The sequence below is a fragment of the Pseudomonas sp. GZJR-8 genome (genome assembly GCF_002916705.1).
Taxonomy (GTDB): domain Bacteria; phylum Pseudomonadota; class Gammaproteobacteria; order Pseudomonadales; family Pseudomonadaceae; genus Aquipseudomonas; species Aquipseudomonas synxantha_A.
The window spans coordinates 208,362-232,715 of record NZ_JXSI01000010.1 but is presented as its reverse complement, the minus strand read 5'-3'; the positions used below and the strand labels follow the sequence as shown (position 1 = coordinate 232,715).

The window sequence follows — 24,354 nt, the reverse complement described above, 5'->3', positions numbered from 1 at the left end:
GCAAACAGGGGTTTTGTTTTGGGCGGTCGAAAAGTGTCCACTCTATCCGCGCACGGCTGTCAGGCTGTGTCCGCCCCATGCACCACAGTGCTAAAGTCCACCCCTCGATTTTGCTTTTCCCAAGGAAGCCGTTATGCCGGACGCGACGTCCCTCAGCCCTGGATTCATGGTGGTTCACGGCAACCGCCTGGACGAACTGCGCAGCCTGGTGGTCAGCTGGATGCGCCGTTATCCACTGGCGCCTTTGGAAAACGAAATCGCGTTGGTACAAAGCAACGGCATCGCCCAATGGCTCAAGCTGGCCTTGGCTGAAGATCCGCAAGAAGATGATATGGGCGGCTGCGGCATTGCCGCAGCAATCGACGTGCAACTGCCTGGCAGCTTTATGTGGCAGCTCTACCGCATGGTCCTGGGCCGTGATGAAATTCCACCCAAGTCCCTGCTCGATAAAGCCCCGCTGACCTGGCGTCTTATGCGCCTGTTACCCGAACTGATTGGCCAGCCGCATTTTGAGCCCCTACAGCGCTTCCTGACTCAAGACACCGACCTGCGTAAACGCTACCAACTTGCCGAGCGCCTGGCCGATTTGTTCGACCAATACCAGGTCTACCGCGCTGATTGGCTGGAAGACTGGGCCGCAGGTCGGCACCAACTGCGCAATGGTCGAGGCGAATCCAAGCCCCTCAACCCTGCCAACTGCTGGCAAGCCGAGTTATGGCGTGCGCTGCTGCTGGATGTAGGAGAGGAGGGCATGGCTGAAAGCCGAGCCGGCGTTCACCAGCGCTTCATCGAGCGCATCAACAGCCTTGAGCAAGCGCCCCCCGGCTTGCCTTCCCGGGTGATTGTATTCGGCATTTCATCACTGCCGGCCCAAGCACTGGAAGCCCTCGCTGGCCTGGCCCGTTTCAGCCAGGTCCTGCTCTGTGTACATAACCCTTGCCGCCATCATTGGTCCGACATCGTCGCCGACAAGGATTTACTGCGTAATGAATACAAGCGCCAGGCGCGCAAAGCCGGTATGCCGGTCACTATCGATCCCCAAACCTTGCACCAGCACGCCCATCCGCTACTGGCAGCCTGGGGCAAGCAGGGCCGTGATTACATCAGTTTGTTGGACAGCTACGATGACCCCAACAGCTACCGCGCCGCATTTCGCGATGGGCGCATCGATCTGTTCAGCGACAGCGAACCCACCACGCTGCTCAACCAGCTGCAGGACGATATCCTCGAACTGCGCCCGCTGAATGAAACCCGCGAACTGTGGCCCGCTGTTGATCTGGAGCATGATACGTCCATCCGGTTCCACATCGCCCACAGCGCCCAGCGCGAAGTGGAAATCCTCCACGACCAATTGCTCCAACGCTTCAGCGCCGATCCAACGTTGCGCCCTCGGGACATCATCGTCATGGTTCCCGACGTCGACAGCTACGCGCCGCACATCCGCGCGGTCTTCGGCCAGCTTGAGCGAAATGACCCACGCTTCATCCCCTATACCCTGACAGACCAAGGCCAACGCGGCCGCGATCCTCTACTGATCGCCGTCGAACATCTGCTCAAGCTTCCCGACAGTCGTTTCCCCGTCAGTGAAATCCTCGACCTGCTCGACGTTCCCGCCCTGCGTGAGCGTTTTGCTATCAAAGAGCGCGACCTGCCCACCCTGCATCGCTGGATCGAAGGCGCCGGTATCCGCTGGGGGCTGAACGCCGAACAACGTGTCGGTTTGGGTCTACCCACAGATCTGGAACAAAACAGCTGGCGATTCGGCCTGCGCCGTATGTTGCTGGGCTATGCAGTCGGCACTGGCATGGCCTGTGAAGGTATTGAGCCCTACGACGAAATCGGCGGCCTCGATGCGGCATTGATCGGCCCGCTGGTCGCCCTGCTCGATGCCTTGAATGATGCCCATCAGGCGTTATCACAACCGGCTGCTCCCAGGGTGTGGGGCGAGCGATTGCAACGCTTGATGCAGCTGTTCTTCCTGCCCAGCAGCGAGCACGATGACTACCTCTTGGGCCAGCTTGAGCAACTGAGAGAGACCTGGCTGGAAACCTGCGAATCCGTTGGCTTACAGGACGAGTTACCCCTTACGGTCGTCCGTGAGGCATGGCTGGCCGGATTAGATCAGGGTCGCTTGTCCCAGCGCTTTCTCGCCGGAGCTGTCAATTTTTGTACCCTGATGCCCATGCGTGCGATCCCGTTCAAGCTGGTCTGCCTGCTCGGCATGAACGACGGCGACTACCCACGAGCACAACCGCCGCTGGACTTCGACCTGATGGGCAGCGACTACCGTCCCGGTGACCGTTCGCGCCGCGAAGACGACCGCTACTTACTGCTCGAAGCGCTGCTCTCGGCCCGCGACCAGCTCTATATCAGTTGGGTTGGCCGCAGCATCCGCGATAACAGCGATCGCCCTGCCTCGGTATTGATCGGCCAGTTGCGCGACCACCTCGCCAGCGGCTGGCAGCACGCCGGCAGCGATAAGCCGCTGATCGACGCAATGACCCAGGAACACCCGCTCCAACCCTTCAGCGCCCGCTACTTCCATGAAGGCGATCCACTGTTCAGCTACGCCCGCGAATGGCAATTGCTGCATGAAGCGCGGGATGTCATGCCCCCAGCGAATGTATTGCTGCAGCATCAACAGGAAGAACCCCTGAGCCTCGGTCAGTTGCAGGACTTCTTGCGCAACCCAGTCAAACATTTCTTCAGCCAGCGTCTGAAAGTATTCTTCGAAGCCGCAGAAGTGCCTCTGGCTGACGAAGAACCCTTCGTCCTCGACGCACTGCAGCGCTATAGCCTCAGCGACAGTCTGCTAAATGCTGCACTGACCCACCCCGATCACCTCGACCAGGCCCTCAACGCCCAAGCCCTGCGTTTGCAGGGCAGTGGCCTGTTGCCGATGGTCGGTTTCGGTGAGTGCCTGCGTAAGGAGTTGATCGAGCCGTTGCCTGACCTGGTGCAGCGCTATCAACAGCTTCTGGCGCTGTGGCCGACCCCACATACCGGCGTTGAACCTATCAGTTTTGAGTATCGAGGCATTCAGTTGGAAGGCTGGATCAGCGGCTTGCATCGCCGCAGTGATGGCGGCCTGTTAAGCGTTACCACCATCCCCAATAGCATTGGCTCGATCAAGACACGCAAGTGGCATCGCTTGATCCGCCCTTGGGTCAACCATGTGGTGGCCTGCGCCTGTGGCCTGCCATTGAGTACCGGCCTGGTAGCAAGTGACGACACCTTGCTGCTCGAGCCGTTGGATAAACCTACTGCCCAGGAAATCCTCGGCAACCTGCTGCTGGCTTGGCAAACCGGTATGAGCACACCGCTGCCCGTTGCAGTAAAAACCGCTTTCGCCTGGCTCGGCCAAACTGACCCCGCCAAGGCCCAAGCCGCGGCCAGCAAAGCTTACGAAGGCGATGGCATCACCACTGACGGCGAACGCCGCGAAACGCCTGCTCTCACGCGGCAATTTCCCGACTACGCGGCGTTGGTCGCCAGTGAGGAATTCGAAGGCTGGTGCGAAACCCTGTATCGCCCGCTCATCAACGCACCATGGCGATCGCTTTCCAGCGCGGAGGCCAGCGCATGATCGGCAAACCCTTGGCCCTGGCATTCCCGCTTAAAGGCAGCCAGTTGATTGAAGCCAGTGCCGGCACTGGCAAGACCTTCACCATCTCCGCGTTATACCTGCGCCTGGTGCTCGGCCATGGTGGTGATGAGTCAGGCTTCGGCCGCGAACTGCTGCCGCCGCAAATTCTCGTCGTCACGTTCACCGATGCGGCCACCAAGGAGCTGCGTGAACGCATCCGCATCCGCCTGGCCGAAGCTGCGCGCTTCTTTCGCGACGAAATCGAACAGCCCGATGCGTTGATCGCCGACCTGCGCGAGCAGTACGCTCCGCAGCAATGGCCGGCCTGCGCCAACCGCCTGGACATCGCCGCGCAATGGATGGATGAAGCCGCCGTCTCGACTATCCACAGCTGGTGCCAGCGCATGTTGCGTGAACATGCGTTCGACAGTGGCAGCCTGTTCACCCAGACCCTGGAAACTGACCATAGCGACCTGCTGGGCGAAGTGCTGCGCGATTACTGGCGATTGTTCTGCTACCCGATGCACGACGATGCGCTCAACTGGGTGCGCAACAATTGGGGCGGCCCCGCGGCGCTGATGCCAAGGGTGCGTGCGCTGTTCGGCAGCGAGCGGCCCACCGACGAAAGTCGCGAGCCGGCCGAACTGATCAACGCTTGTTTGCAAGAGCGTCGCGCCGCGCTGACGACCCTCAAGGCACCCTGGCAACAATGGGCGGCCGAGCTGCGCGATATCTGCCTGCAAGCCGTCGCCGCCAAAACGGTCGATGGGCGCAAGATGCAAGCGCGCTACTTCGAACCCTGGTTCGAAAAGATCAGTGCCTGGGCCGCCGATGAAACCCTGGAGCAATTGGACATCGGTACCGGCTTCACGCGCCTGACGCCCGAGGGCATGGCCGAAGCCTGGAAGGGCGAACCGCCGCAGCACTCGGGGATCGAGGCGATGGCCGGCCTCAAAGCCAGCCTCGATGCATTGCCAACGCCCGACGCCGCGGTATTGCAACATGCGGCTGGCTGGGTGGGTAAACGCTTCGAAGAAGAGAAACGTCGCCGCGCTGAAATGGGCTTCGACGACATGCTGATCCGCCTCAACGCGGCCCTTCAGGCAGACGGTGGCGAGCGCCTGGCCAGTGTGATCCGTGAGCAATTCCCGGTGGCGCTGATTGATGAATTTCAAGACACCGACCCGGTGCAATACAGCATCTTCGACAGCATCTACCGCATCGACGAAAACCACCTGGACAGTGGCCTGTTCTTGATCGGCGACCCGAAGCAGGCGATCTACGCCTTTCGCGGTGCCGACATCTACACCTACCTGCGCGCCCGGCAGTCCACCACCGGCCGCCATCACACCCTGGGCACCAACTTCCGCTCCAGCCATGCGATGGTCGAAGCGGTGAACCACGTGTTCCAGCGTGCGGAAACCGGCCGTGGTGCGTTCCTGTTCCGCGAGCCCAACGGCGAGAACCCGGTGCCGTTTCACCCGGTGCTGTCCCAGGGCCGCAGCGAGCACCTGCAGGTTGACGGCCAACCGTTGCCGGCCATGAACCTGTGGCACCTGCCTACCGACCAGCCGATTTCCACCGCGGTTTACCGTCAGCACTTGGCTGCGGCCTGCGCCACACAGATCGTCGCGTTGCTCAATGGTGGGCAGCAAGGCACAGCAGGTTTTGTAAAAGAGGGCAGCCTCAAGGGCGTATTGCAGTCAGACATCGCCATCCTCGTACGCGACGGCAAGGAAGCCCAGGCCGTGCGCGCTGAGTTGGCCAGCCGTGGCGTGCGCAGTGTGTACCTGTCGGATAAGGACTCGGTTTTCGCCGCCCAGGAAGCTCACGACCTGCTGGCCTGGCTCAAGGCCTGCGCCGAGCCGGATGTCGAGCGCCCGCTGCGCGCCGCCCTGGCCTGCGTCACCTTGAACCTGTCCCTGGCGGAACTGGAGCGTCTGAACCAGGACGAATTGGCGTGGGAATCGCGCGTGATGCAGTTCCGTGGCTACCGCGCAATCTGGCGCACCCAAGGCGTGCTGCCGATGCTGCGTCGCCTGCTCCACGACTTCAAGCTGCCTCAAACCCTTATCGCCCGCAGTGATGGCGAGCGCGTGCTGACCAACCTGTTGCACCTCAGTGAGTTGCTGCAACAAGCCGCGTCGGAACTCGATGGTGAACAGGCGTTGATCCGCCACTTGGCCGAACACCTGGCACTGTCGGGCCAGGCCGGTGAAGAACAGATCCTGCGTCTGGAAAGCGATGAGCAACTGGTCAAGGTGGTGACCATCCACAAATCCAAGGGCCTGGAATACGACCTGGTGTTCTTGCCCTTCATCTGCTCGGCCAAACCGGTGGATGGCAGTCGCTTGCCGCTGCATTACCACGATGAACACGGCAAGTCCCAAGTGAGCCTGCGGCCAACGGCCGAGCTGATCGCCCAAGCCGATGACGAGCGCCTGGCCGAAGACCTGCGTTTGTTCTACGTGGCCTTGACCCGCGCCAAACACGCGTGCTGGCTGGGCATTGCCGACCTCAAGCGCGGCAATAACAGCAGCTCGGTCTTGCACCTGTCGGCATTGGGGTATTTGCTGGGGGGCGGGACGTCGTTGGGCGAGTCCACCGGCCTGGCGCGCTGGTTGCTGGATTTACAGGAAGGTTGCCCGGCCATCCGTTATGGCCTTGTGCCGGATATCCAGGACATCCTGTTTCACCCGCCGCGCAATGAAGCGACGTTGCTTGCGCCGTTGCTGCCCAAACGCAAGGCTGCGGAAAACTGGTGGATTGCCTCCTACAGTGCTTTGCGCATTGGCGACAGCATGAGCGCCGCCAGCCTCGAAGCGCCGGAAAGCCCGCAGGCCCAGAAGCTGTTCGATGACGAACGCCTCGACCCCGATGCACCACGGGAAGTGGTGGCGTCCGGCGGTGATATTCACCGTTTCCCACGCGGGCCTAATCCAGGCACCTTCCTCCACGGCTTGTTGGAGTGGGCCGGTGAAGAGGGTTTCAACGTGACGCCCGAGGCCATTGAAAAGGCCGTGGGCGCACGCTGTAACCGCCGCAATTGGGAAGGCTGGATCGTCACCCTCAGCGGCTGGCTGGGGCATCTGTTGCAAACGCCGTTGCCGCTGTACAACGACCACGTGACCCTCAGCGGTCTTGAGCAGTACCAGATTGAAATGGAGTTCTGGTTCGCCAGTCACACAGTCGATGTGCTCGCCCTCGACAAGCTGGTGTGCCGGCACACCCACGGCGGCGTTTCCCGTGTGGCCGCGGAGCCGGTGCTGCTCAACGGCATGTTCAAGGGGTTTATCGACCTGACGTTCGAACACGAGGGGCGCTACTACGTGGCGGACTACAAATCCAACTGGCTCGGCCCCGACGATTCGGCCTACACCCAGCAAGCCATGGAGCAGTCGATCCTTGAGCATCGGTACGACCTGCAATACGTACTTTACCTGCTGGCCCTGCATCGCCAGCTCAAGGCACGCCTGCCCGATTATGACTACGACCAGCACGTCGGCGGCGCCTTGTACCTGTTCCTGCGTGGCACCCAGTCGGTGAGCCAGGGGGCGTATTTCACCCGGCCGCCCCGTGAGCTGATCGAAAGCCTGGACCTGTTGTTCCAGGGCAAGCCAATTGCGCCCAAGGTCGAGCCCGTCTGGGAACAAGGAGTGTTGCTATGAGCCTGTCGCCGTTACCGCTGGAGGAGCTGGCACCGCTGAGTCACGCCACTGACCTGGTGCAGTTGCTTGAGCGTTGGGTCGAGCGTGGCTGGTTGCGGGCCCTGGACAAAGCCTTCGTCGGCTTCCTGCACGAGCTTGATACCCAGGCCGATCCCTTGGTGCTGCTGGCGGCCGCGTTGACCAGCCATCAACTGGGCCATGGCCACGTCTGCCTGGACCTGTTCGAAACCCTCAAGACGCCGGACTTCGCCCTGTCTTTGCCGCCCGAAGGCGACCTGCACACCGGCGCCATGCTGCTGCCGTCGCAGTTGCTGCACGGCCTGGACGGTGCCCATTGGTGCCATGCCCTGGCGGGCAGCCCACTGGTCGCGCTGGCGGTCGATGGCAGCGACGTGGCCCAGAGCCGGCCATTGGTGTTGTCCGGCAAACGCCTGTACCTGCGCCGCTACTGGACCTACGAGCGACGTATCGATCGCGCCCTGCGCCTGCGCCTCGCGAGCGTGGAGCCCGCAGCTGCCGATTTGCCACAACGCCTCAACCGCCTGTTCGACCAACCGGCGCCGGATGGGGTGATTGATTGGCAAAAACTTGCCTGTGCGCTGGCTACCCGCGGCGCATTCAGTATCGTCACCGGCGGCCCCGGCACCGGCAAGACCACCACCGTAGTGCGCCTGCTTGCGTTGCTGCAGGCGCCCGCCGTGGAGTCCGGCAGCCCGTTGCGCATTCGCCTGGCCGCGCCCACCGGTAAAGCCGCTGCGCGCCTGACCGAATCCATCAGCCAGCAAGTGCTGTCGCTGACAGTGCCCGACAGCGTGCGGGAAAAAATCCCGACGCAGGTCACCACGGTTCACCGCCTGCTGGGCAGTCGTCCCGGTACTCGCCACTTCCGGCATCACCTCGGTAATCCATTGCCGTTGGACGTGCTGGTGGTGGATGAAGCCTCGATGATCGACCTGGAAATGATGGCCAACCTGCTCGACGCCTTGCCATCCCATGCGCGTCTGGTATTGCTGGGCGACAAGGACCAATTGGCGTCGGTGGAAGCGGGTGCGGTACTCGGTGATTTGTGTCGTGATGCCGAAGACGGCTGGTACAGCCCGCACACTCGGCAATGGCTGCAAGCCGTCAGCGGCGAAGACCTCAGTGCCAGCGGCCTGCAAGAAGACCTCGACGGTAGCCATCCCCTGGCCCAGCAGGTGGTGATGCTGCGCTATTCACGTCGTTTCGGCGAAGGCAGCGGCATCGGCCAGCTGGCGCGCTGGGTCAACCAGCAAAATGCCGAACAGGCACGTCAGCTGTTGGCCGCAGGTCGTCATGACGACCTGTTTTGCGTCAGCCTCAAGGGCGAGCATGACTATGCCCTTGAGCGCCTGGTGCTGGACGGCCAGGGCGACGGCGCCCAAGGCTATCGCTACTACCTGAATCTGCTGCAATCGGCACGTCCACCCTTGGATACGCCACGTGATGACGCGGCCTGGACGCATTGGGCGCAACAGTTGCTGCAAGCCTTCGATGCGTTCCAACTGCTCTGCGCGGTGCGCAAAGGCCCTTGGGGCGTTGAAGGGTTGAATCAGCGCATCACCGCGGCCCTGCGCAAAGTACGCCTGATCGAAGGCGACGAGCAGTGGTACGAAGGTCGTCCGGTACTGATGACCCGTAACGATTACGGCCTGGGCCTGATGAACGGCGACATCGGTATCGCGTTGAAATTGCCCGAAAACGAGGGCGGCTCCCACGTGCTGCGGGTGGCCTTCCCACGTAACGATGGCCAGGGCGGCGTACGTTTTGTGCTGCCCAGCCGCTTGAATGATGTTGAAACCGTGTATGCGATGACCGTGCACAAATCCCAGGGCTCGGAGTTCACCCATACGGCGCTGATCCTTCCGGACGCTTTGAACCCGGTGTTGACCAAGGAGTTGATCTATACCGGTATTACCCGCGCCAAGCGCTGGTTCAGCTTGATCGAGCCCCGCGGTGGGGTGTTTGAGGAGGCGGTACGGCGCAAGGTCAAGCGTTTGAGCGGGTTGATGCTGGAGTTGGACGCCGTGCCTGAAAAACTGACTGATAGGTCATGAAATATTTCTGATTCAGATGTCTGATTTTTCTGAAAAAATAGTAGGCCTCGTGTCAGCCGTCCGGCATGGGGTTTCCCGCCGCTGTGCTATCGTTGCGGCATCACCCTGGAAAATACCTGAGAGAAGTGCTGCATGAACGTGGCTGTCTCGCCCACAGAGCGCAGTTTGAGCTGGAGACGGATGTTGCTGGTGGCGGTTCTGTGCCTGCTCGCACCGCGCGTCTGGGCGCAGACGCCGAGCCTCGCCGAGCAGCGCGCCCAGGCGGTCACCCAGGTCGTCCTGGGCATTCTCAGTTATGCGCGATGGCCGGTGGAGCCTGCGCAATTGCGGCTGTGTGTTGTGGGGCCGACTCAGTACACCGATGACCTGGTCAAAGGCACCACCCAGGCCACCGGTCGTCCAGTGCTGGTACGGCGCCTGCTGGTCGATCATCCGGATATCGTCAATGCCTGCGATGCCGTCTACATCGGCAAAATCACCCCCGACGAACGCAACCGCCTGTTTACCTCATTGATTGGCCACCCTGTACTCAGCATTAGCGAAGGGGGCGACCAGTGCACGGTGGGCAGCCTGTTCTGCCTGCGCGTCAGCGATGAGCAGGTGTCGTTCGAGGTCAACCTGGATTCCGTCGCCCGCAGCGGCGTGCGTATCCATCCCAGTGTGTTGCAGTTGTCTCGCCGTCGAGCGCCTGGCTCATGAGCCGCGATAAAGTGCGGCCGACCCTGCGCTCGGTGATTGCCCGCGGGCATATGATTCTGGCGCTGGTGGCGGTCACCCTGGCCAGTGTGTCCCTGACCCTGCTCGGCGTACTTGCCCTGCGGGTTTACGCCGAGCACAACCTGCACCTGATCGCCCGCTCCATCAACTACACCGTGGAAGCGGCTGTAGTGTTCAACGACAGCGCGGCGGCCACCGAAGCCCTGAGCCTGATCGCCTCCACCGAAGAAGTGGCCCAGGCAGAAGTATTCGATATCAACGGCAAGCTGCTGGCGCGCTGGGTTCGCCCGGAAACCGGCATGTTGTCACGGGTCGAGTTGCAAATAGCGCACGCCCTGCTCGAACAGCCCATCAGCCAGCCGATTCTGCGCCAAGGGCAAACCGTCGGCAGCATCCATCTGGTCGGCCACGGTGGCAGCCTGTTGCGCTTCTTGCTCAGCGGCCTGATCGGGATTCTGATCTGCACCGCCCTCAGCGCCTGGGTGGCCTTGCACTTGTCGCGGCGTCTGTTAAATGGCATCACCGTGCCACTGCAACGCCTGGCCGCCGTCGCTCACGCCGCGCGCAGCGAGCGAGACTTTGACCGCCGCGTACCCTCGGCGCAGATCGCCGAACTCGACAGCCTGGGCAGCGACTTCAACGCCCTGCTCGGCGAGATGGAGGCCTGGCAGAGCCACCTGCAAAGCGAAAACGAAACCCTGGCCCACCAGGCCAGCCATGACAGCCTCACTGGCCTGCCCAACCGCGCGTTCTTCGAAGGCCGGCTTATTCGCGCCTTGCGTAGTGCCGCCAAGGTCAACGAGCGGGTGGCGGTGCTGTTTCTCGACAGCGACCGCTTCAAAGACATCAACGACAGCTTCGGTCACGCTGCTGGCGATGCCGTGTTGGTGGCTGTTGCCGATCGCGTGCGTGCGCAACTGCGCGAGGATGACCTGGTGGCACGCCTGGGCGGCGATGAATTTGCGGTATTGCTGGCGCCGCTGCACAAGGCCGAAGACGCCCATCGCATCGCCGATAAAATCATTGCCAGCATGGACGTGCCGATTTCGCTGCCAGGGGGTACCCAGGTGTTGACCTCCCTCAGTATCGGCATTGCCATTTATCCCGATCATGGCGCCACTCCCGGCACCTTGCTCAACGCCGCCGATGCGGCGATGTACCAGGCCAAACGCCTGTCTTCAGGCGGCCAGCAAACGGCGGAGTCGGAGCATCCCGTCGTCAACGTTCAACACAGGAGTTGATTCCCTTGTTCGCTAACACACGCGTTTTATTTATTTCCTTACTCGTTGCCTTCCTGGCCCTCAGCGGCTGCCAGACGCCCCCGCCCAAGGGGCTCACCCCGGCGCAAGTCGCCGTACTCAAGCAGCAAGGCTTCGAGCTGACCGACGAGGGCTGGGCCTTCGGCCTGTCCGGCAAGGTCCTGTTTGGCAGCGACATCGAAACCCTCAATAAACCCAGCACCGACATCGTCGAACGCATCGGCCAGGCCCTGGTAGGCGCGGGCATCGAGCGCGTACGTGTCGACGGCCACACCGACGCCTCGGGCAAAGAACCCTACAACGTGGCGCTGTCCCTGCGCCGCGCCAAGAGCGTGGGCAAGGTGCTGACCCGCGTGGGTATGAAAGAAGAAAACATCCAACTGCGCGGTTTGGGCAGCAGCGAGCCGGTGGCGCCGAATACGACCACAGCAGGCCGCACCGAGAATCGCCGGGTGTCGATTGTTGTGATCGCAGACTAAGCGGGTTCACCTTCCCCCAGCTGAAATGCATTCAATATGTGGGAGCTGGCTTGCCTGCGATGGCGGTTGATCGGTAGATATAGCTTTTGCTGATACACCGCTATCGCAGGCAAGCCAGCTCCCACATTCAGCCTGCAAACCGCATCTCCCGCGTCTGCCCCATCAACAACCCTTGATTCTGCTCAGTCACCTCCCTGATGTAATCCCACAACAACGTAATCCGTTTCAACTTCCTCAAATCCTCCCGGCAATACATCCAGAACTGCCGCGTAATCGCAATCTGCTCTCCCAGCACCGGCAACAAGCGCGGATCCTGCGCCGCCAGAAAACACGGCAATATCGCCATCGACCGGCCCTGCTGCGCCGCCACGTACTGCGCGATCACGCTGGTACTGCGCAGGCTGGCGCTGGCGCCGGGCACCACGTTGGCCAGGTACAGCAGCTCCGAGCTGAAGGCCAGGTCATCCACGTAGCTGATAAACGGATGCTCGGCCAAATCCGCAGGTTTGCGGATTGGCGGGTGTTGGTCGAGGTAGTCCTGGGTGGCGTACAGCTGCAGTTTGTAGTCGCACAGTTTACAGCACACATACGGCCCGTGTTCCGGGCGCTCCAGGGCGATGACGATGTCGGCTTCGCGCTTGGACAGGCTGATGAAGTGGGGCAGGGGCAGGATGTCTACCGAGATCGCGGGATAAGTGTCGACGAAATGGCTCAACTGCGGGGTGACGAAGAAGCTACCGAACCCTTCGGTGCAGCCCATGCGCACATGGCCGGACAGCGCCACGCCGGAGCCGGAGACTTGTTCGCAGGCCATGTGCAGGGTGCTTTCGATGGACTCCGCGTAGCCGAGCAAACGCTGGCCCTCGGTGGTGAGCACGAAGCCGTTGGTCCGGGATTTTTCGAACAGCAACGTACCGAGCGACACTTCCAGTGAACTGATGCGCCGCGACACGGTGGTGTAGTCCACCGCCAGGCGCTTGGCGGCCACGCTGGCCTTGCGGGTGCGCGCCACTTCGAGGAAAAACTTCAGGTCATCCCAGTTCAGGGCGCCTAGAGAGGTGATGTTTTTTTGCATATTGGACCGGCTTTTATGTGCGTTCTTATTAGAAGTTTGCACATCTATACTCCAAAAACAGTCCGAACGCCTCATTCTTCAAGGCGATTCAACGCCTTGGTTCTCTGCATAACTACAAGATTCTGGAGACCACATGAACGCATCTGCCGATATTTCCGTGCAACAGGTCAAGTTGCTGATCAACGGCGAGTGGGTCGAATCCAAGACCACCGAGTGGCAAGACATCGTCAACCCGGCCACCCAACAAGTGCTGGCCAAGGTCCCGTTTGCCACTGCCGATGAAGTCAACGCTGCCATCGACGCCGCCCATCGCGCCTTTCAGACCTGGAAGCTGACGCCGATCGGTGCGCGGATGCGCATCATGCTCAAGCTGCAAGCCCTGATCCGTGAACACTCCAAGCGTATCGCCGTGGTCCTCAGCGCCGAGCAGGGCAAGACCATTGCCGATGCCGAGGGCGATATTTTTCGTGGTCTGGAGGTGGTCGAACACGCCTGTTCCATCGGCACCCTGCAAATGGGCGAATTCGCCGAAAACGTGGCCGGTGGCGTGGACACCTACACCCTGCGCCAACCTATCGGTGTGTGCGCCGGCATCACTCCGTTCAACTTCCCGGCGATGATTCCGCTGTGGATGTTCCCGATGGCGATTGCCTGCGGTAATACCTTCGTCCTCAAGCCTTCCGAGCAAGACCCGTTGTCGACCATGCTGCTGGTAGAACTGGCGCTGGAAGCCGGCGTACCGGCCGGTGTGCTCAACGTGGTGCACGGCGGTAAGGATGTGGTGGATGCACTCTGTACTCACAAAGATATCAAGGCCGTGTCCTTCGTCGGTTCCACCGCCGTCGGCACCCATGTCTACGACCTGGCCGGCAAACACGGCAAGCGCGTGCAGTCGATGATGGGCGCCAAGAACCACGCCGTGGTGCTGCCGGATGCCAACCGTGAACACACCCTCAATGCCCTGGTCGGCGCCGGTTTCGGCGCGGCGGGCCAGCGTTGCATGGCCACCTCGGTGGTGGTGCTGGTGGGCGCGTCCAAGCAGTGGCTGCCGGATCTCAAGGCCCTGGCACAAAAGCTCAAGGTCAATGCTGGCAGCGAAGCCGGCACGGATGTCGGCCCGGTGATCTCCAAGCGCGCCAAGGCACGCATCCTTGAACTGATCGAAAGCGGCGTGAAAGAAGGCGCCAAGCTGGAGCTGGATGGCCGCGATATCAAGGTGCCGGGCTTCGAACAAGGTAACTTTGTCGGCCCGACTCTGTTCTCGGGCGTGACCACCGACATGCGCATCTACACCGAGGAAATCTTCGGCCCGGTGCTGGTGGTGCTGGAAGTCGACACCCTCGACCAAGCCATCGCCCTGGTTAACGCCAACCCGTTCGGCAATGGCACGGGCCTGTTCACCCAAAGTGGTGCGGCGGCGCGTAAATTCCAGAGCGAAATCGATGTGGGCCAGGTCGGCATCAACATTCCGATTCCGGTGCCAGTGCCGTTCTTCAGCTTCACCGGCTCGCGCGGTTCCAAACTCGGCGACCTGGGCCCGTACGGCAAGCAAGTGGTGCAGTTCTACACCCAGACCAAAACCGTCACCAGCCGCTGGTTCGATGACGACACGGTCAACGATGGCGTCAACACCACCATCAACCTGCGCTGAACCTGGGAGACGACCATGAAGATTGCATTTATCGGCCTGGGCAACATGGGCGCGCCCATGGCCCGCAACCTGATCAAGGCTGGGCACGCGCTTAACCTGTTCGACCTGAACCAGGCGGTACTCAAGGAACTCGCCGAACTGGGCGGCACCATCAGCAGCTCACCGCGTGATGCGGCCCAGGGCGCAGAACTGGTGATTACCATGCTGCCGGCCGCTGCTCACGTGCGCAGCGTATGGCTCAATGACGACGGTGTGCTCGCGGGCATCGGCAAAGGCGTCCCAGCGGTGGATTGCAGCACCATCGATCCGCAAACCATCCGTGATGTAGCTGCAGCGGCAGCGAAACAAGGCGTGGCAGTGGCCGATGCACCGGTCTCCGGTGGCACCGGCGGTGCCCAGGCCGGGACGCTGACCTTTATGGTCGGCGCCAACCCGGAATTATTCGCTACCCTGCAACCGGTGCTGGCGCAGATGGGCCGCAACATCGTGCACTGCGGCGATGTCGGCACCGGGCAAATCGCCAAGATCTGTAACAACCTGCTGCTGGGTATCAGCATGGTCGGCGTCAGTGAGGCCATGGCCCTGGGCGATGCGCTCGGCATTGATACGCAAGTGCTGGCCGGCATCATCAACAGCTCCACCGGGCGCTGCTGGAGTTCCGATACCTATAATCCCTGGCCGGGTGTGATCGAAACCGCGCCATCATCACGTGGCTATACCGGTGGCTTTGGTGCCGACCTGATGCTCAAGGATTTGGGCCTGGCCACGGAAGCCGCACGCCAGGCGCATCAGCCGGTGATCCTCGGCGCAGTGGCCCAGCAGTTGTACCAGTCGATGAGCCAGCGCGGGGAGGGGGGTAAAGACTTCTCGGCCATCATCAATAGCTATCGCAAACCTCAATAAAGGCAAGTTCCGAGAGCCCCCTTTGGGTGGGTTCTCGGAGGTTGGCTTGTCTATGCGTTCGCAGTATTTCAGGCGCCTTGTGCACCTGCCCCCTCGATATATCCCCTAATACCTGTCCCCATCGTGATTACAACTTTTGCTGCCTCGCATTACGCGAGCTTCGCTGCTATATGCGTTTTTATTACTAATCAACTAACTGGTTCGCATGAGCCTGTTTGAGGTGTGTACCACCTTGAAATAAATTATTACAACTTGAAAAGGTTTGATGGTTTTTCTCGGTTTTTGATCATTGATTCATCATGTGGGTCGCATATGTGGAGTGATTAATTATCATGGTGTGATGATGAAAAAATAATTGATGGGCGTCATATATGTGATGGGCATGACCGTTAATTAGGCGTGCTTAATACCTGTTTAGTTTTCCCTTTGATGTCGGCTATTGCCTCGCTAGTATCTGGCTGGCGGGCGTTTTCAGTTGGGTATGCCTCCACAGTTTTCTCCGCAGTGTTTTATTTTTTCCAGGTTGTGCAGGTGCCTTAAAAATGGCTAGCGAAAGGAAGCGGACAGCGAGTATTGCCGAGCGATCAGCTGCTTTGGCCCACACCGGTCAGGGACTCGACAAGGCCAGTCTCATGGCTCTCCATCTCTCCCGATTGCTTGAGTTGTGGGCTTGCGGGCGTACCCACTCATTGCCGGTGGCGGCGCCTTCCAGGCTTACCTGCCTGTCACATCAATTGCCGCCTGTGAGTCGCGAGTCCGAGCCCATCAACGCGCGACTGCGTGAAGAAACGGGCGTTGGGTGATCGCCACTTAGTCCGAACAGTTCACCAATAACGCAAAAACAAATTTAGCGCTCGACGGTAATCACTGTCGTGGGCATTCGCTCGCGCTGAGCTTTGTGTGTCCATAAATTGAAACGGGTGAGAGATGAAAAATATAACAATTGTCGACAAGGCGACGGGGACGGCGACGGAACATGCCTTGGGAACTACCAGCCTCAAAGACACCAGCATTGTAAAGTTGCCCTTCGGGCCGGAAAGCGTTCAGTCGTTTCAACAGTCCGGGCAGAATCTGGTAGTCACGCTGAAGTCAGGTGAGACCGTCACGGTTCAGAACTTTTTTGTGGTGGGCGCCGACGGTGCGAAAAACCAACTGGTGCTGGAGGGTGAAGACGGTACTTTGTTGCTTGGCAACTATTCCACGCCTTATTCGGGCTTCACCTTTACTGAAATTTCGACCCTCGACGAGCTGGGTGTGGCCGCCATTGCCGCAGACAGTTCCATCCCGAGCTGGGTGCTGTGGGGGCTGGGGCTACTCGCCGTGGGCGGTGCTGCGGCGGCAATGAGCGGCGGCGGCGGAGGCGGAGGTAACGATTCGCCACCCGCCGCTCCAGGAGCCGCGAGCGGTCTGGCCGTCAACAGTGCGGGCACGCTCCTCACCGGTAAAGGCCAGAGCGGTACGACGGTAACGGTCAAAGATGCTGCGGGCAATGTGCTCGGCACCAGCACCGTTGGCACAGACGGTAATTTCCAGGTCAGCCTGGGCACACCGCAAACCAATGGTGAAACGCTGCAAGTCACCCTCAAGGATGCCTTGGGCCAAGTCTCGCCGCCTGCAACCGTTGTCGCCGGTGACACCACGGCACCTGCCGCCGCTTCAGAGTTGGAGGTCAGCCCTGACGGTTTGACCGTCAGCGGTAAGGGCGAACCCAATGCCACGGTGACCATAAAGGATGCCGATGGCAATGTAATCGGCACCGGCACGGTGGGGGATGACGGCAGCTTCCAGGTCACCTTGAACACGCCGCAGACTAACGGCGAAACGCTGAGCGTCATTCTCAAAGACGCTGCCGGCAATGAATCCCCTGCCAGCCCTGTGGTGGCGGGTGATACCACCGCACCTTCCGCACCGACCGACCTGGCGTTGAGCCCCGACGGCGCAACGCTCAGCGGTAAAGGCGAACCCAATGCCACGGTGACCATAAAGGATACCGATGGCAATGTAATCGGCACCGGGGCAGTGGGAGATGACGGCACCTTCCAGGTTACCTTGAACACGCCTCAGGTTAACGGTGAAACGCTTGCCGTCACCTTGACGGACCCTGCGGGGAATGAGTCTGTCCCGACTAACGTGGTCGCCGTTGATATTGATGATACCGACGCGGACGCAGATGCGGATGCCGACGCTGACGCCGACGCCGACGCCGATGCTGATGCTGATGCTGATGCTGACGCCGATGCCGATGCCGATGCCGATGCCGATGCCGATGCTGATGCTGATGCTGATGCTGATGCTGATGCTGATGCTGATGCTGATGCTGATGCTGATGCCGATGCTGACGCTGATGCTGATGCTGACGCTGATGCTGATGCCGACGCCGATGCTGATGCTGATGCTGATGCTGATGCTGATGCTGATGCTGATGCTGATGCGGATGCGGATGCGGATGCCGATGCGGATGCCGATGCGGATGCCGACGCCGATGCTGACGCTGATGCCGACGCCGATGCCGATGCGGATGCGGATGCGGATGCGGATGCTGATGCGGACGCCGATGCCGATGCTGATGCTGATGCTGATGCCGACGCCGATGCGGACGCCGACGCCGACGCCGACGCGGATGCCGATGCTGATGCCGACGCCGATGCTGACGCTGATGCCGACGCCGACGCCGACGCCGACGCTGATGCTGATGCCGATGCCGATGCCGATGCCGATGCGGATGCCGACGCCGATGCCGATGCCGATGCCGATGCCGACGCCGATGCTGATGCTGATGCTGATGCTGACGCCGATGCCGATGCCGATGCTGATGCCGACGCTGATGCCGACGCTGATGCTGATGCTGACGCCGATGCGGACGCCGACGCCGACGCCGACGCGGATGCCGATGCGGATGCGGATGCCGATGCTGATGCCGACGCCGACGCCGACGCTGATGCTGATGCTGATGCCGATGCCGATGCTGACGCTGATGCCGACGCCGATGCTGATGCTGATGCTGATGCCGATGCCGATGCCGACGCCGATGCTGATGCTGATGCTGATGCTGATGCTGATGCTGATGCCGACGCTGATGCTGATGCTGACGCTGACGCTGACGCCGATGCCGACCTAGAAGCCTTCGACGACCTCGCCACAAGCGAAGTGACCATCAAACCCGTTACATCCAACACCAACCTGGCTGATATGCGTGTCTTCACTCTGCTGGGTGTTGGCGGGATCATCCTGGGCGATCACACCAAGGCGCAGGAGTTCACGGTTGCCGAAGGTTCCAGCGGCACGCTGAATCTGCAGTTTGCCCAGGCGGATCTGGTTTCGCTGCTGGGAGGCGGTTTCACTGCGGTCCTGGAGGTGAGCGACGGCGCGGGTGGCTGGTTGCCGGTTCAACAGGGCAGTAACGGTTCGGGCTTGCTGGATCTGTTGGGCCTGTTCGGTCAAAGCACCACTGCCGAGATCGAAGGGCTGCAGGCCGGGCAATACCGCTTCACCCTCCAGCTGGACCCAAACCTGGTCAGCATCGGTGCGGGGGCGACGGCGGTATTGAGCATCACCAACAACAGCCTGACTGATTTCACTGGCGAAGCCGGTCCCGAAGTCTCCGGCAACGTCATCACCGACCCGGGTGTGGGAGGCACTCCGGATGTGCCGGGCAACGGCGGGCCCGTCAAGGTGCAGGTCGAGGTCGGCGGTGAATTCGTCGATGCGGACGCCACTACCGGCACGGTGCTGCAAGGCCAATATGGTCAACTGACTATTTTTGCCAATGGTGACTACAAGTACACCCCGAACGGCGATGTCGCCAACATCGGCAAAGTGGATGCGTTCGAATACCACTTGGTCAATGGTGCGGGTGGTTCTGCCGCCGCCACCTTGTATGTGCGCATCGACAGCCCAAGTGTCGACGTGACCTGGAACGCAACAGACCCATCGGCTCCAGGCACGGTCAGCCCGGTAGCGAACGATGATCTGGGCTCGGCGCAGATAGCGATCGTCAACCTGGTGACAGAGAGCGACGCGCCGGCCTTGACCTACAACCTGCCGGCGATCGGCACGGGCTCGGGTACGGGCCAAGTCATAGTCGTCGCGGCCGACTCTACGGCTGTGTTGAAGGTCGATGTCAGCGCTTCCGGTTTGACCCTGTTGCCGTCCACCACCGTCAATCTGCAAAAACTGATCGCAGGCCAATGGGAAACGCAACAGACCACCACCCAGTCGTCGCATACGTTCACCGGGCTGGACGCCGGTTCGTATCGGGTCACCGCATCCACAGGCTCGGTGCTGTCATTGTCGACCATCACGGTGGCTCAGACCTTGACTACCACCTTCACCACGCAATTTGTGGCCGGTGAAATGACCAACGCCACCGGCGACTTGTTGGCTGGCAGCCTGGCCGGACCGGATGTGCTCGGTTCGCCATTGACTGTGTTGAGCGTGCTGGTAGGCGGGGCCTATGTGGTGCCTGGGCAGACGGGGGCGCAAGTCGTCGGTGAGCACGGCACGTTGACCGTCTTTGCCGATGGCAAATACGTCTACACGCCGAATGCCGGCCTGACGCTGGATGAGATTGGCCAGGTGGATAAATTCACCTACAAACTCACCACGCCGACGGGTCAGGAAGAGACCGCAGACGTGTACATCCGCATCGACTCGCCAGACCGTGACCTGGTCTGGGACGACGCCAACCCGGGCGCGCCTGCCACTGAGGGTGTCGGCTTTGCCGCAGCCCTGGGGGCGGTGGATCAGGCCGCGGATGACGCCGCCAGCGTTGATGCTCAGCACCACGATGCGGTGGTGGTTGATGACACCGACTTCACCCACGTCGATGCGGGCGCGGGTGCAAACGGGTTGCTGTGGGAAGGGGGGGATGCTGCCATCAACCTCACCGACCTGATCGGCAAAGTCAGCGATGTGCAGAGTATCGACCTGAACGATATCAGCGCAGTGGAACTGACGTTGAGCCTGGAAGACCTGGTGTCCATCACCGGGCCTGAGTCGGATCGCTTGATGATTCAGGGCGACGATCAGGACAGCGTGCACCTGACCGGCGACTGGACTGGCGGTGTGACGCAAGTAGAGAACGGTCTGGAGTACGTGGTCTACACCAGTGCGGAAGATCAGGCCCATCAGCTTTGGGTACAAAGCGGCATCAACGTGGTGTAACGCCACTTCCCGATAACCGGGCCGCAATGCCCGGTTTTCCTTACCAACAAGCTTGCAGCGATGGGCCGTGACTGATGCCAGTCACGGTTCGTTGTTGTCCCCCTCCGGTTTGACAACAGTCAGGTGACTTGCAGTGAGGCATAAGAGTTTGGCCAACCAACTGTCTGCCACGGTTCTGGCAGTCGCAATGATCGCGCCAGGGATTGAGCCGGTCATGGCCACGTCGCTTTTCGACGATGAAGAACCCGTCAACATCATCAGCCCCAGCAACCTGGGCACGAATTTACCGGGAGGGCCAGCGGGCGTCAGCGCACCGGTGGCACCCCAGCGCAACATACCGAGCAACCTCGACCTCATGCGCGCCATTCAGTTGGCCGTAGAGTGGCACCCGGCGATTGCCGAGGCGATCGGCCAGCTGTACCAACAAAACGAGAACGTGAACATCGCCCGGTCCGGGTATTACCCGCAAGTCAGCGGTGGCTTCAATTCGGGCTATGACAGCGGCTTGAGTGGCAATGGCCAAAGCCGAGCGTTTTCGTTGTCGGCGTCGCAGATGCTTTATGACTTCGGCAAGGTTTCCAGCTCAGTGGACAGCGCACTGGCGCGGGTCAGCGGCAGCCAGGCGGCGATCTTGTTGTCGATTGACCAAGTGGCCCGCGACACCTCGTTTGCAATGATCGAACTGCAACGCTCGCAACGTTTGGTGACTGTGGCCCGCGAGCAGATCGAGGGGATTTCGGCGATTGCCGAACTGGCCAAAAAACGCAGCGACATGGGCGCCAGCACCCGTTCCGATTTGATCCAGGCCCGTTCGCGGGTCGAGGCGTCAATGGCCACCCAAATGCAGTTCACCGCGCAATTCAACCGCTGGCGCAGCGCCTTGAGCAGTTTGCTGGGGGCCCAGTCGCCGGTGAACGTGGCCAGCGGCTTTCCTGCCAGCCTGGAACAGTCCTGCGTGGGCGTGGTGCCCGATGCCGCCGTCACCCCGACGTTGCTGATCGCCCAGGCCCAGCGGGTCGATGCCTTGGCACTGATTGCACAGGCGCGTGCCGAAGCCTTGCCCACGGTGTCGCTGGACCCGTCCATCACGCACTACCTGGACAACAACGATGAAAGCAACCTGCCCGGCGGCCGCGATCGCACCCGCTACGGCGTGTTTCTCAACGTGAAGATGCCGCTGTACCAGGGCGGCGCAATCACCGCGCGCAAAACCGCGGCGCAGCAGGCGCTGCGCTCGGCCGAGGCGGCCAACGACGCCGCACGGCTTGCGGTTCGCCAGGGTTTGCTCGAAGCCCGCGACCAGATATCAAGCTTGTCGCAACGTCTGTCGACCCTGGATTTTCGTGAGCGCAGCATCTCCGAAACCCGTGACCTTTATCGCCAGCAATACCTTGAGCTGGGCACGCGGCCGTTACTCGACTTGCTCAATGCCGAGCAGGAAATCCACCAGGCGCGCATGGATCGGGAAAACACGGCGGCAGACCTGCGTCGCCTGAATATCGATTGCCTCTACAACACGGGCGGGCTTCGCACGGCGTTCCATTTGGACAACAGCACCCTGCAGGGTGTGGAGATTCGGCCATGAATGAAGCCGTGAAACTGGATGACGACTTGAGTGCAGCGCCCACACAGCACACACCGCCGCCGACCTTTGATTACGAGGTATGGCTGGAGGCAATTCTGGGGGTGGCCCGCCATTACCGCCTGGAGTGTTCAGCGCAAAGCGTGCGCCTGGCAGCCCAATGGACTGACAGCGCGTCGGTGGAAGACGTGGTGCGGCGTATGGCGCGTCAGGCCGGGTTGAATTGCGTGATCGGCGACTTTAGCGCCTCGACCCTGATGCAGCGCCAGTTGCCGATGGTGGTGCAGTTTGCGGATGGGCAGGTCGGTGTGCTGGAGCTCATCGGTGAGGATGACAGCATCGGCATCGCCTACAGCGGTGATGGCGGTTTGCAAAGCCGTCTGGGCCGCCGCGAATTGCTTGAGCAGGCACGCAAGACGGTGATTTTGCGGCCAATGCGCGCGGTGCGCGACACTCGCGTCGATGATTACATCAAGCCGTACCAAAAGAACTGGTTCAGTGCCATCGTGCTGCGCGACCTGCGGCCGTATGGCTACGTGATGCTGGTTTCCCTGGTCACCAGCGTACTCGGCCTCGCCGGGGTGCTCTTTTCGATGCAGGTGTACGACCGCGTTATTCCCGCCGAGTCCATGCCCACCCTGTATGTGCTGTTCGGCGGCGTGATGTTGGCGCTGGTCTTTGATTTCATCATGCGCATCACCCGCGTGCGCATCACTGACATGCTCGGCAAACGCGCCGACCTGCGCGTCTCGGACCTGGTGTTCGGGCACGCCATCCGCCTGCGCAACAGCGCCCGACCCAAGTCCACCGGTTCGTTCATTTCCCAACTCAAGGAATTGGAACAACTGCGTGAACTGATCACCTCAAGCACGGCGACCGCGCTGGCAGACCTGCCGTTTTTCCTGCTGTTTCTGGTGATCTATTGGTTGATCGCCGGTCCGTTGGTCGCTGTGCCCCTGGTGGCCGTGCTGTTTCTGGTGGTGCCGGGCCTGCTGGCGCAGAAAAAACTCGCGGCGTTGGCCACTGAGTCGATGCGCGAAGGCGCGTTGCGCAGCGCGATGCTGGTTGAAACCGTACAAGGCCTCGACGACATCAAGGCCCTGCAAGCCGAGCAGCGTTTTTCGCAGCAATGGAACCATTACAACGCCACTTGTGGCGATGCCAGCCTGCGCCTGCGCCTGCTCACCAATAAGTTGGTGGCATGGAGCAACAACGTCCAGGGCTCGGTGTTTGCCGTGGTCGTCGTATTCGGGGCGCCCATGGTCATGGCCAGCGATATGACCACCGGCAGCCTGGTGGCCGCCTCGATCCTGGCCTCGCGCATGATGGCGCCGATGTCGCAGATCACTCAGGTACTCACGCGCTGGCAGCAGGCCAAGGTGGCATTGCAGAGTTTGAACCGCATCATGGAATTGCCGGTGGACCACGCTGAAGGCAGCAAGCGCGTGCATTTACCGCTGGTGCGCGGTCACTATGTGCTCAAACAGGCGGCCTTCCAGTATTGCGACGAAGCGCCGGTGCCGGCGTTATTGGTGGCGGATCTGCAGATCCAGCCGGGCGAGCGCATCGCCATTCTCGGCCGTAACGGCGCGGGCAAATCGACTTTGCTGCAGGCCCTGGCCGGGATGCTCGACCTCAAGAGCGGCAACATCAGCCTCGACGGGGTTGCCCTGGGCCACCTCGACCCGGCGGACGTGCGCCGGGATGTGGGGTTGATGACGCAAAACTCGCGTCTGTTCCACGGCACCCTGCGTGACAACCTGATCATGGGGGCGCCGCATGCATCGGATGAGGAAATCCTCCAGGCCCTGGCGGTAACCGGCGCCGCCGACTTCATCGGCAAATTCGCCGACGGCATGGACCACCTGATCCTCGAAGGCGGCCTAGGCCTCTCTGGCGGCCAGCGCCAATCGTTGCTCTTGTCACGCTTGATCATTCGCCAACCGCATATTGTCTTGCTCGACGAGCCCACCGCGTCCCTGGATGAAGCTACCGAGCGCCAATTGATTCAGAACCTGGATCGCTGGGCGGCCCATCGCACGCTGATCATCGCCACCCACCGCATGAGTGTATTGAGCCTGGTCAACCGCATCATTGTGGTCGACAACGGCCAGGTCATCGTCGATGACAGCAAGGACAACGCCATTGCACGGCTATCCAGACCCAAGGGGAAAAACCAGTGAAAACCCATGCGCT

Annotated in this window: 12 protein-coding genes; 11 read left to right on the top strand and 1 reads right to left on the bottom strand. The window is 61.2% G+C overall.

What is annotated here, in order from left to right:
• Positions 1 to 133: 133 nt before the first annotated feature.
• The 6 genes from recC to TK42_RS20040 all read left to right on the top strand — a co-directional run bounded on the left by recC (position 134) and on the right by TK42_RS20040 (position 11,784).
• The gene (recC, locus tag TK42_RS20065) at positions 134 to 3,586 is read left to right on the top strand and encodes an exodeoxyribonuclease V subunit gamma (protein ID WP_103734938.1); all 3,453 of its coding nucleotides are present in this window, start codon (positions 134 to 136) and stop codon (positions 3,584 to 3,586) included.
• Entirely contained in the window at positions 3,583 to 7,254 is a 3,672-nt protein-coding gene (recB, locus tag TK42_RS20060; RefSeq protein ID WP_103734942.1) for an exodeoxyribonuclease V subunit beta, read from the top strand. The genes recC and recB overlap by 4 nt, the downstream gene beginning before the upstream one ends.
• Positions 7,251 to 9,329 carry an exodeoxyribonuclease V subunit alpha gene (gene recD, locus TK42_RS20055; RefSeq protein WP_103734937.1) on the top strand — a complete coding sequence of 693 codons (2,079 nt, stop codon included), beginning with the start codon at positions 7,251 to 7,253 and terminating at the stop codon, positions 9,327 to 9,329. The genes recB and recD overlap by 4 nt, the downstream gene beginning before the upstream one ends.
• Before the next feature lie 132 nt (positions 9,330 to 9,461).
• Complete coding sequence (locus tag TK42_RS20050; RefSeq protein ID WP_032879475.1) at positions 9,462 to 10,028, top strand: YfiR family protein; 567 nt, start codon at positions 9,462 to 9,464, stop codon at positions 10,026 to 10,028.
• On the top strand, positions 10,025 to 11,287 hold the full coding sequence (locus TK42_RS20045) for a diguanylate cyclase domain-containing protein (RefSeq protein ID WP_032879477.1): 1,263 nt from the start codon (positions 10,025 to 10,027) through the stop codon (positions 11,285 to 11,287). Before TK42_RS20050 ends, TK42_RS20045 begins: the two co-directional genes overlap by 4 nt.
• Positions 11,288 to 11,292: 5 nt before the next feature.
• On the top strand, positions 11,293 to 11,784 hold the full coding sequence (locus TK42_RS20040; RefSeq protein ID WP_032879478.1) for an OmpA family protein: 492 nt from the start codon (positions 11,293 to 11,295) through the stop codon (positions 11,782 to 11,784).
• Between the two features lie 127 nt (positions 11,785 to 11,911).
• Here the strand turns inward: TK42_RS20040 and TK42_RS20035 are convergent, their stop codons facing one another.
• On the bottom strand, positions 11,912 to 12,859 hold the full coding sequence (locus TK42_RS20035; protein WP_032879480.1) for a LysR family transcriptional regulator: 948 nt from the start codon (positions 12,857 to 12,859) through the stop codon (positions 11,912 to 11,914).
• A gap of 133 nt (positions 12,860 to 12,992) precedes the next feature.
• Here TK42_RS20035 and TK42_RS20030 point away from each other — a divergent pair, with 133 nt between their 5' ends.
• From TK42_RS20030 to TK42_RS20005, 5 genes are all read left to right on the top strand, one after another.
• Positions 12,993 to 14,510 carry a CoA-acylating methylmalonate-semialdehyde dehydrogenase gene (locus TK42_RS20030; protein WP_032879481.1) on the top strand — a complete coding sequence of 506 codons (1,518 nt, stop codon included), beginning with the start codon at positions 12,993 to 12,995 and terminating at the stop codon, positions 14,508 to 14,510.
• A gap of 15 nt (positions 14,511 to 14,525) precedes the next feature.
• A complete protein-coding gene (mmsB, locus tag TK42_RS20025) occupies positions 14,526 to 15,413 on the top strand; it encodes a 3-hydroxyisobutyrate dehydrogenase (RefSeq protein ID WP_005791381.1) in 888 nt (295 codons plus the stop codon).
• A gap of 927 nt (positions 15,414 to 16,340) precedes the next feature.
• Complete coding sequence (locus TK42_RS27045; protein WP_218276554.1) at positions 16,341 to 20,576, top strand: BapA/Bap/LapF family large adhesin; 4,236 nt, start codon at positions 16,341 to 16,343, stop codon at positions 20,574 to 20,576.
• Between the two features lie 187 nt (positions 20,577 to 20,763).
• The gene (locus tag TK42_RS20010; RefSeq protein ID WP_050549390.1) at positions 20,764 to 22,161 is read left to right on the top strand and encodes a TolC family outer membrane protein; all 1,398 of its coding nucleotides are present in this window, start codon (positions 20,764 to 20,766) and stop codon (positions 22,159 to 22,161) included.
• Positions 22,158 to 24,341: a type I secretion system permease/ATPase gene (locus tag TK42_RS20005; RefSeq protein WP_103734936.1), complete on the top strand. Its 2,184-nt coding sequence runs from the start codon at positions 22,158 to 22,160 to the stop codon at positions 24,339 to 24,341. Before TK42_RS20010 ends, TK42_RS20005 begins: the two co-directional genes overlap by 4 nt.
• Positions 24,342 to 24,354: the final 13 nt, after the last annotated feature.

Excerpts from the sequence above, each read along its gene's own strand:
- recB (WP_103734942.1), top strand. The coding sequence starts at position 3,583 with ATGATCGGCAAACCCTTGGCCCTGGCATTCCCGCTTAAAGGCAGCCAG.
- TK42_RS27045 (WP_218276554.1), top strand. The coding sequence starts at position 16,341 with ATGAAAAATATAACAATTGTCGACAAGGCGACGGGGACGGCGACGGAA.
- recD (WP_103734937.1), top strand. The coding sequence starts at position 7,251 with ATGAGCCTGTCGCCGTTACCGCTGGAGGAGCTGGCACCGCTGAGTCAC.
- TK42_RS20010 (WP_050549390.1), top strand. The coding sequence starts at position 20,764 with ATGATCGCGCCAGGGATTGAGCCGGTCATGGCCACGTCGCTTTTCGAC.
- TK42_RS20030 (WP_032879481.1), top strand. The coding sequence starts at position 12,993 with ATGAACGCATCTGCCGATATTTCCGTGCAACAGGTCAAGTTGCTGATC.
- mmsB (WP_005791381.1), top strand. The coding sequence starts at position 14,526 with ATGAAGATTGCATTTATCGGCCTGGGCAACATGGGCGCGCCCATGGCC.
- TK42_RS20005 (WP_103734936.1), top strand. The coding sequence starts at position 22,158 with ATGAATGAAGCCGTGAAACTGGATGACGACTTGAGTGCAGCGCCCACA.
- TK42_RS20035 (WP_032879480.1), bottom strand. The coding sequence starts at position 12,859 with ATGCAAAAAAACATCACCTCTCTAGGCGCCCTGAACTGGGATGACCTG.
- TK42_RS20050 (WP_032879475.1), top strand. The coding sequence starts at position 9,462 with ATGAACGTGGCTGTCTCGCCCACAGAGCGCAGTTTGAGCTGGAGACGG.
- TK42_RS20045 (WP_032879477.1), top strand. The coding sequence starts at position 10,025 with ATGAGCCGCGATAAAGTGCGGCCGACCCTGCGCTCGGTGATTGCCCGC.
- recC (WP_103734938.1), top strand. The coding sequence starts at position 134 with ATGCCGGACGCGACGTCCCTCAGCCCTGGATTCATGGTGGTTCACGGC.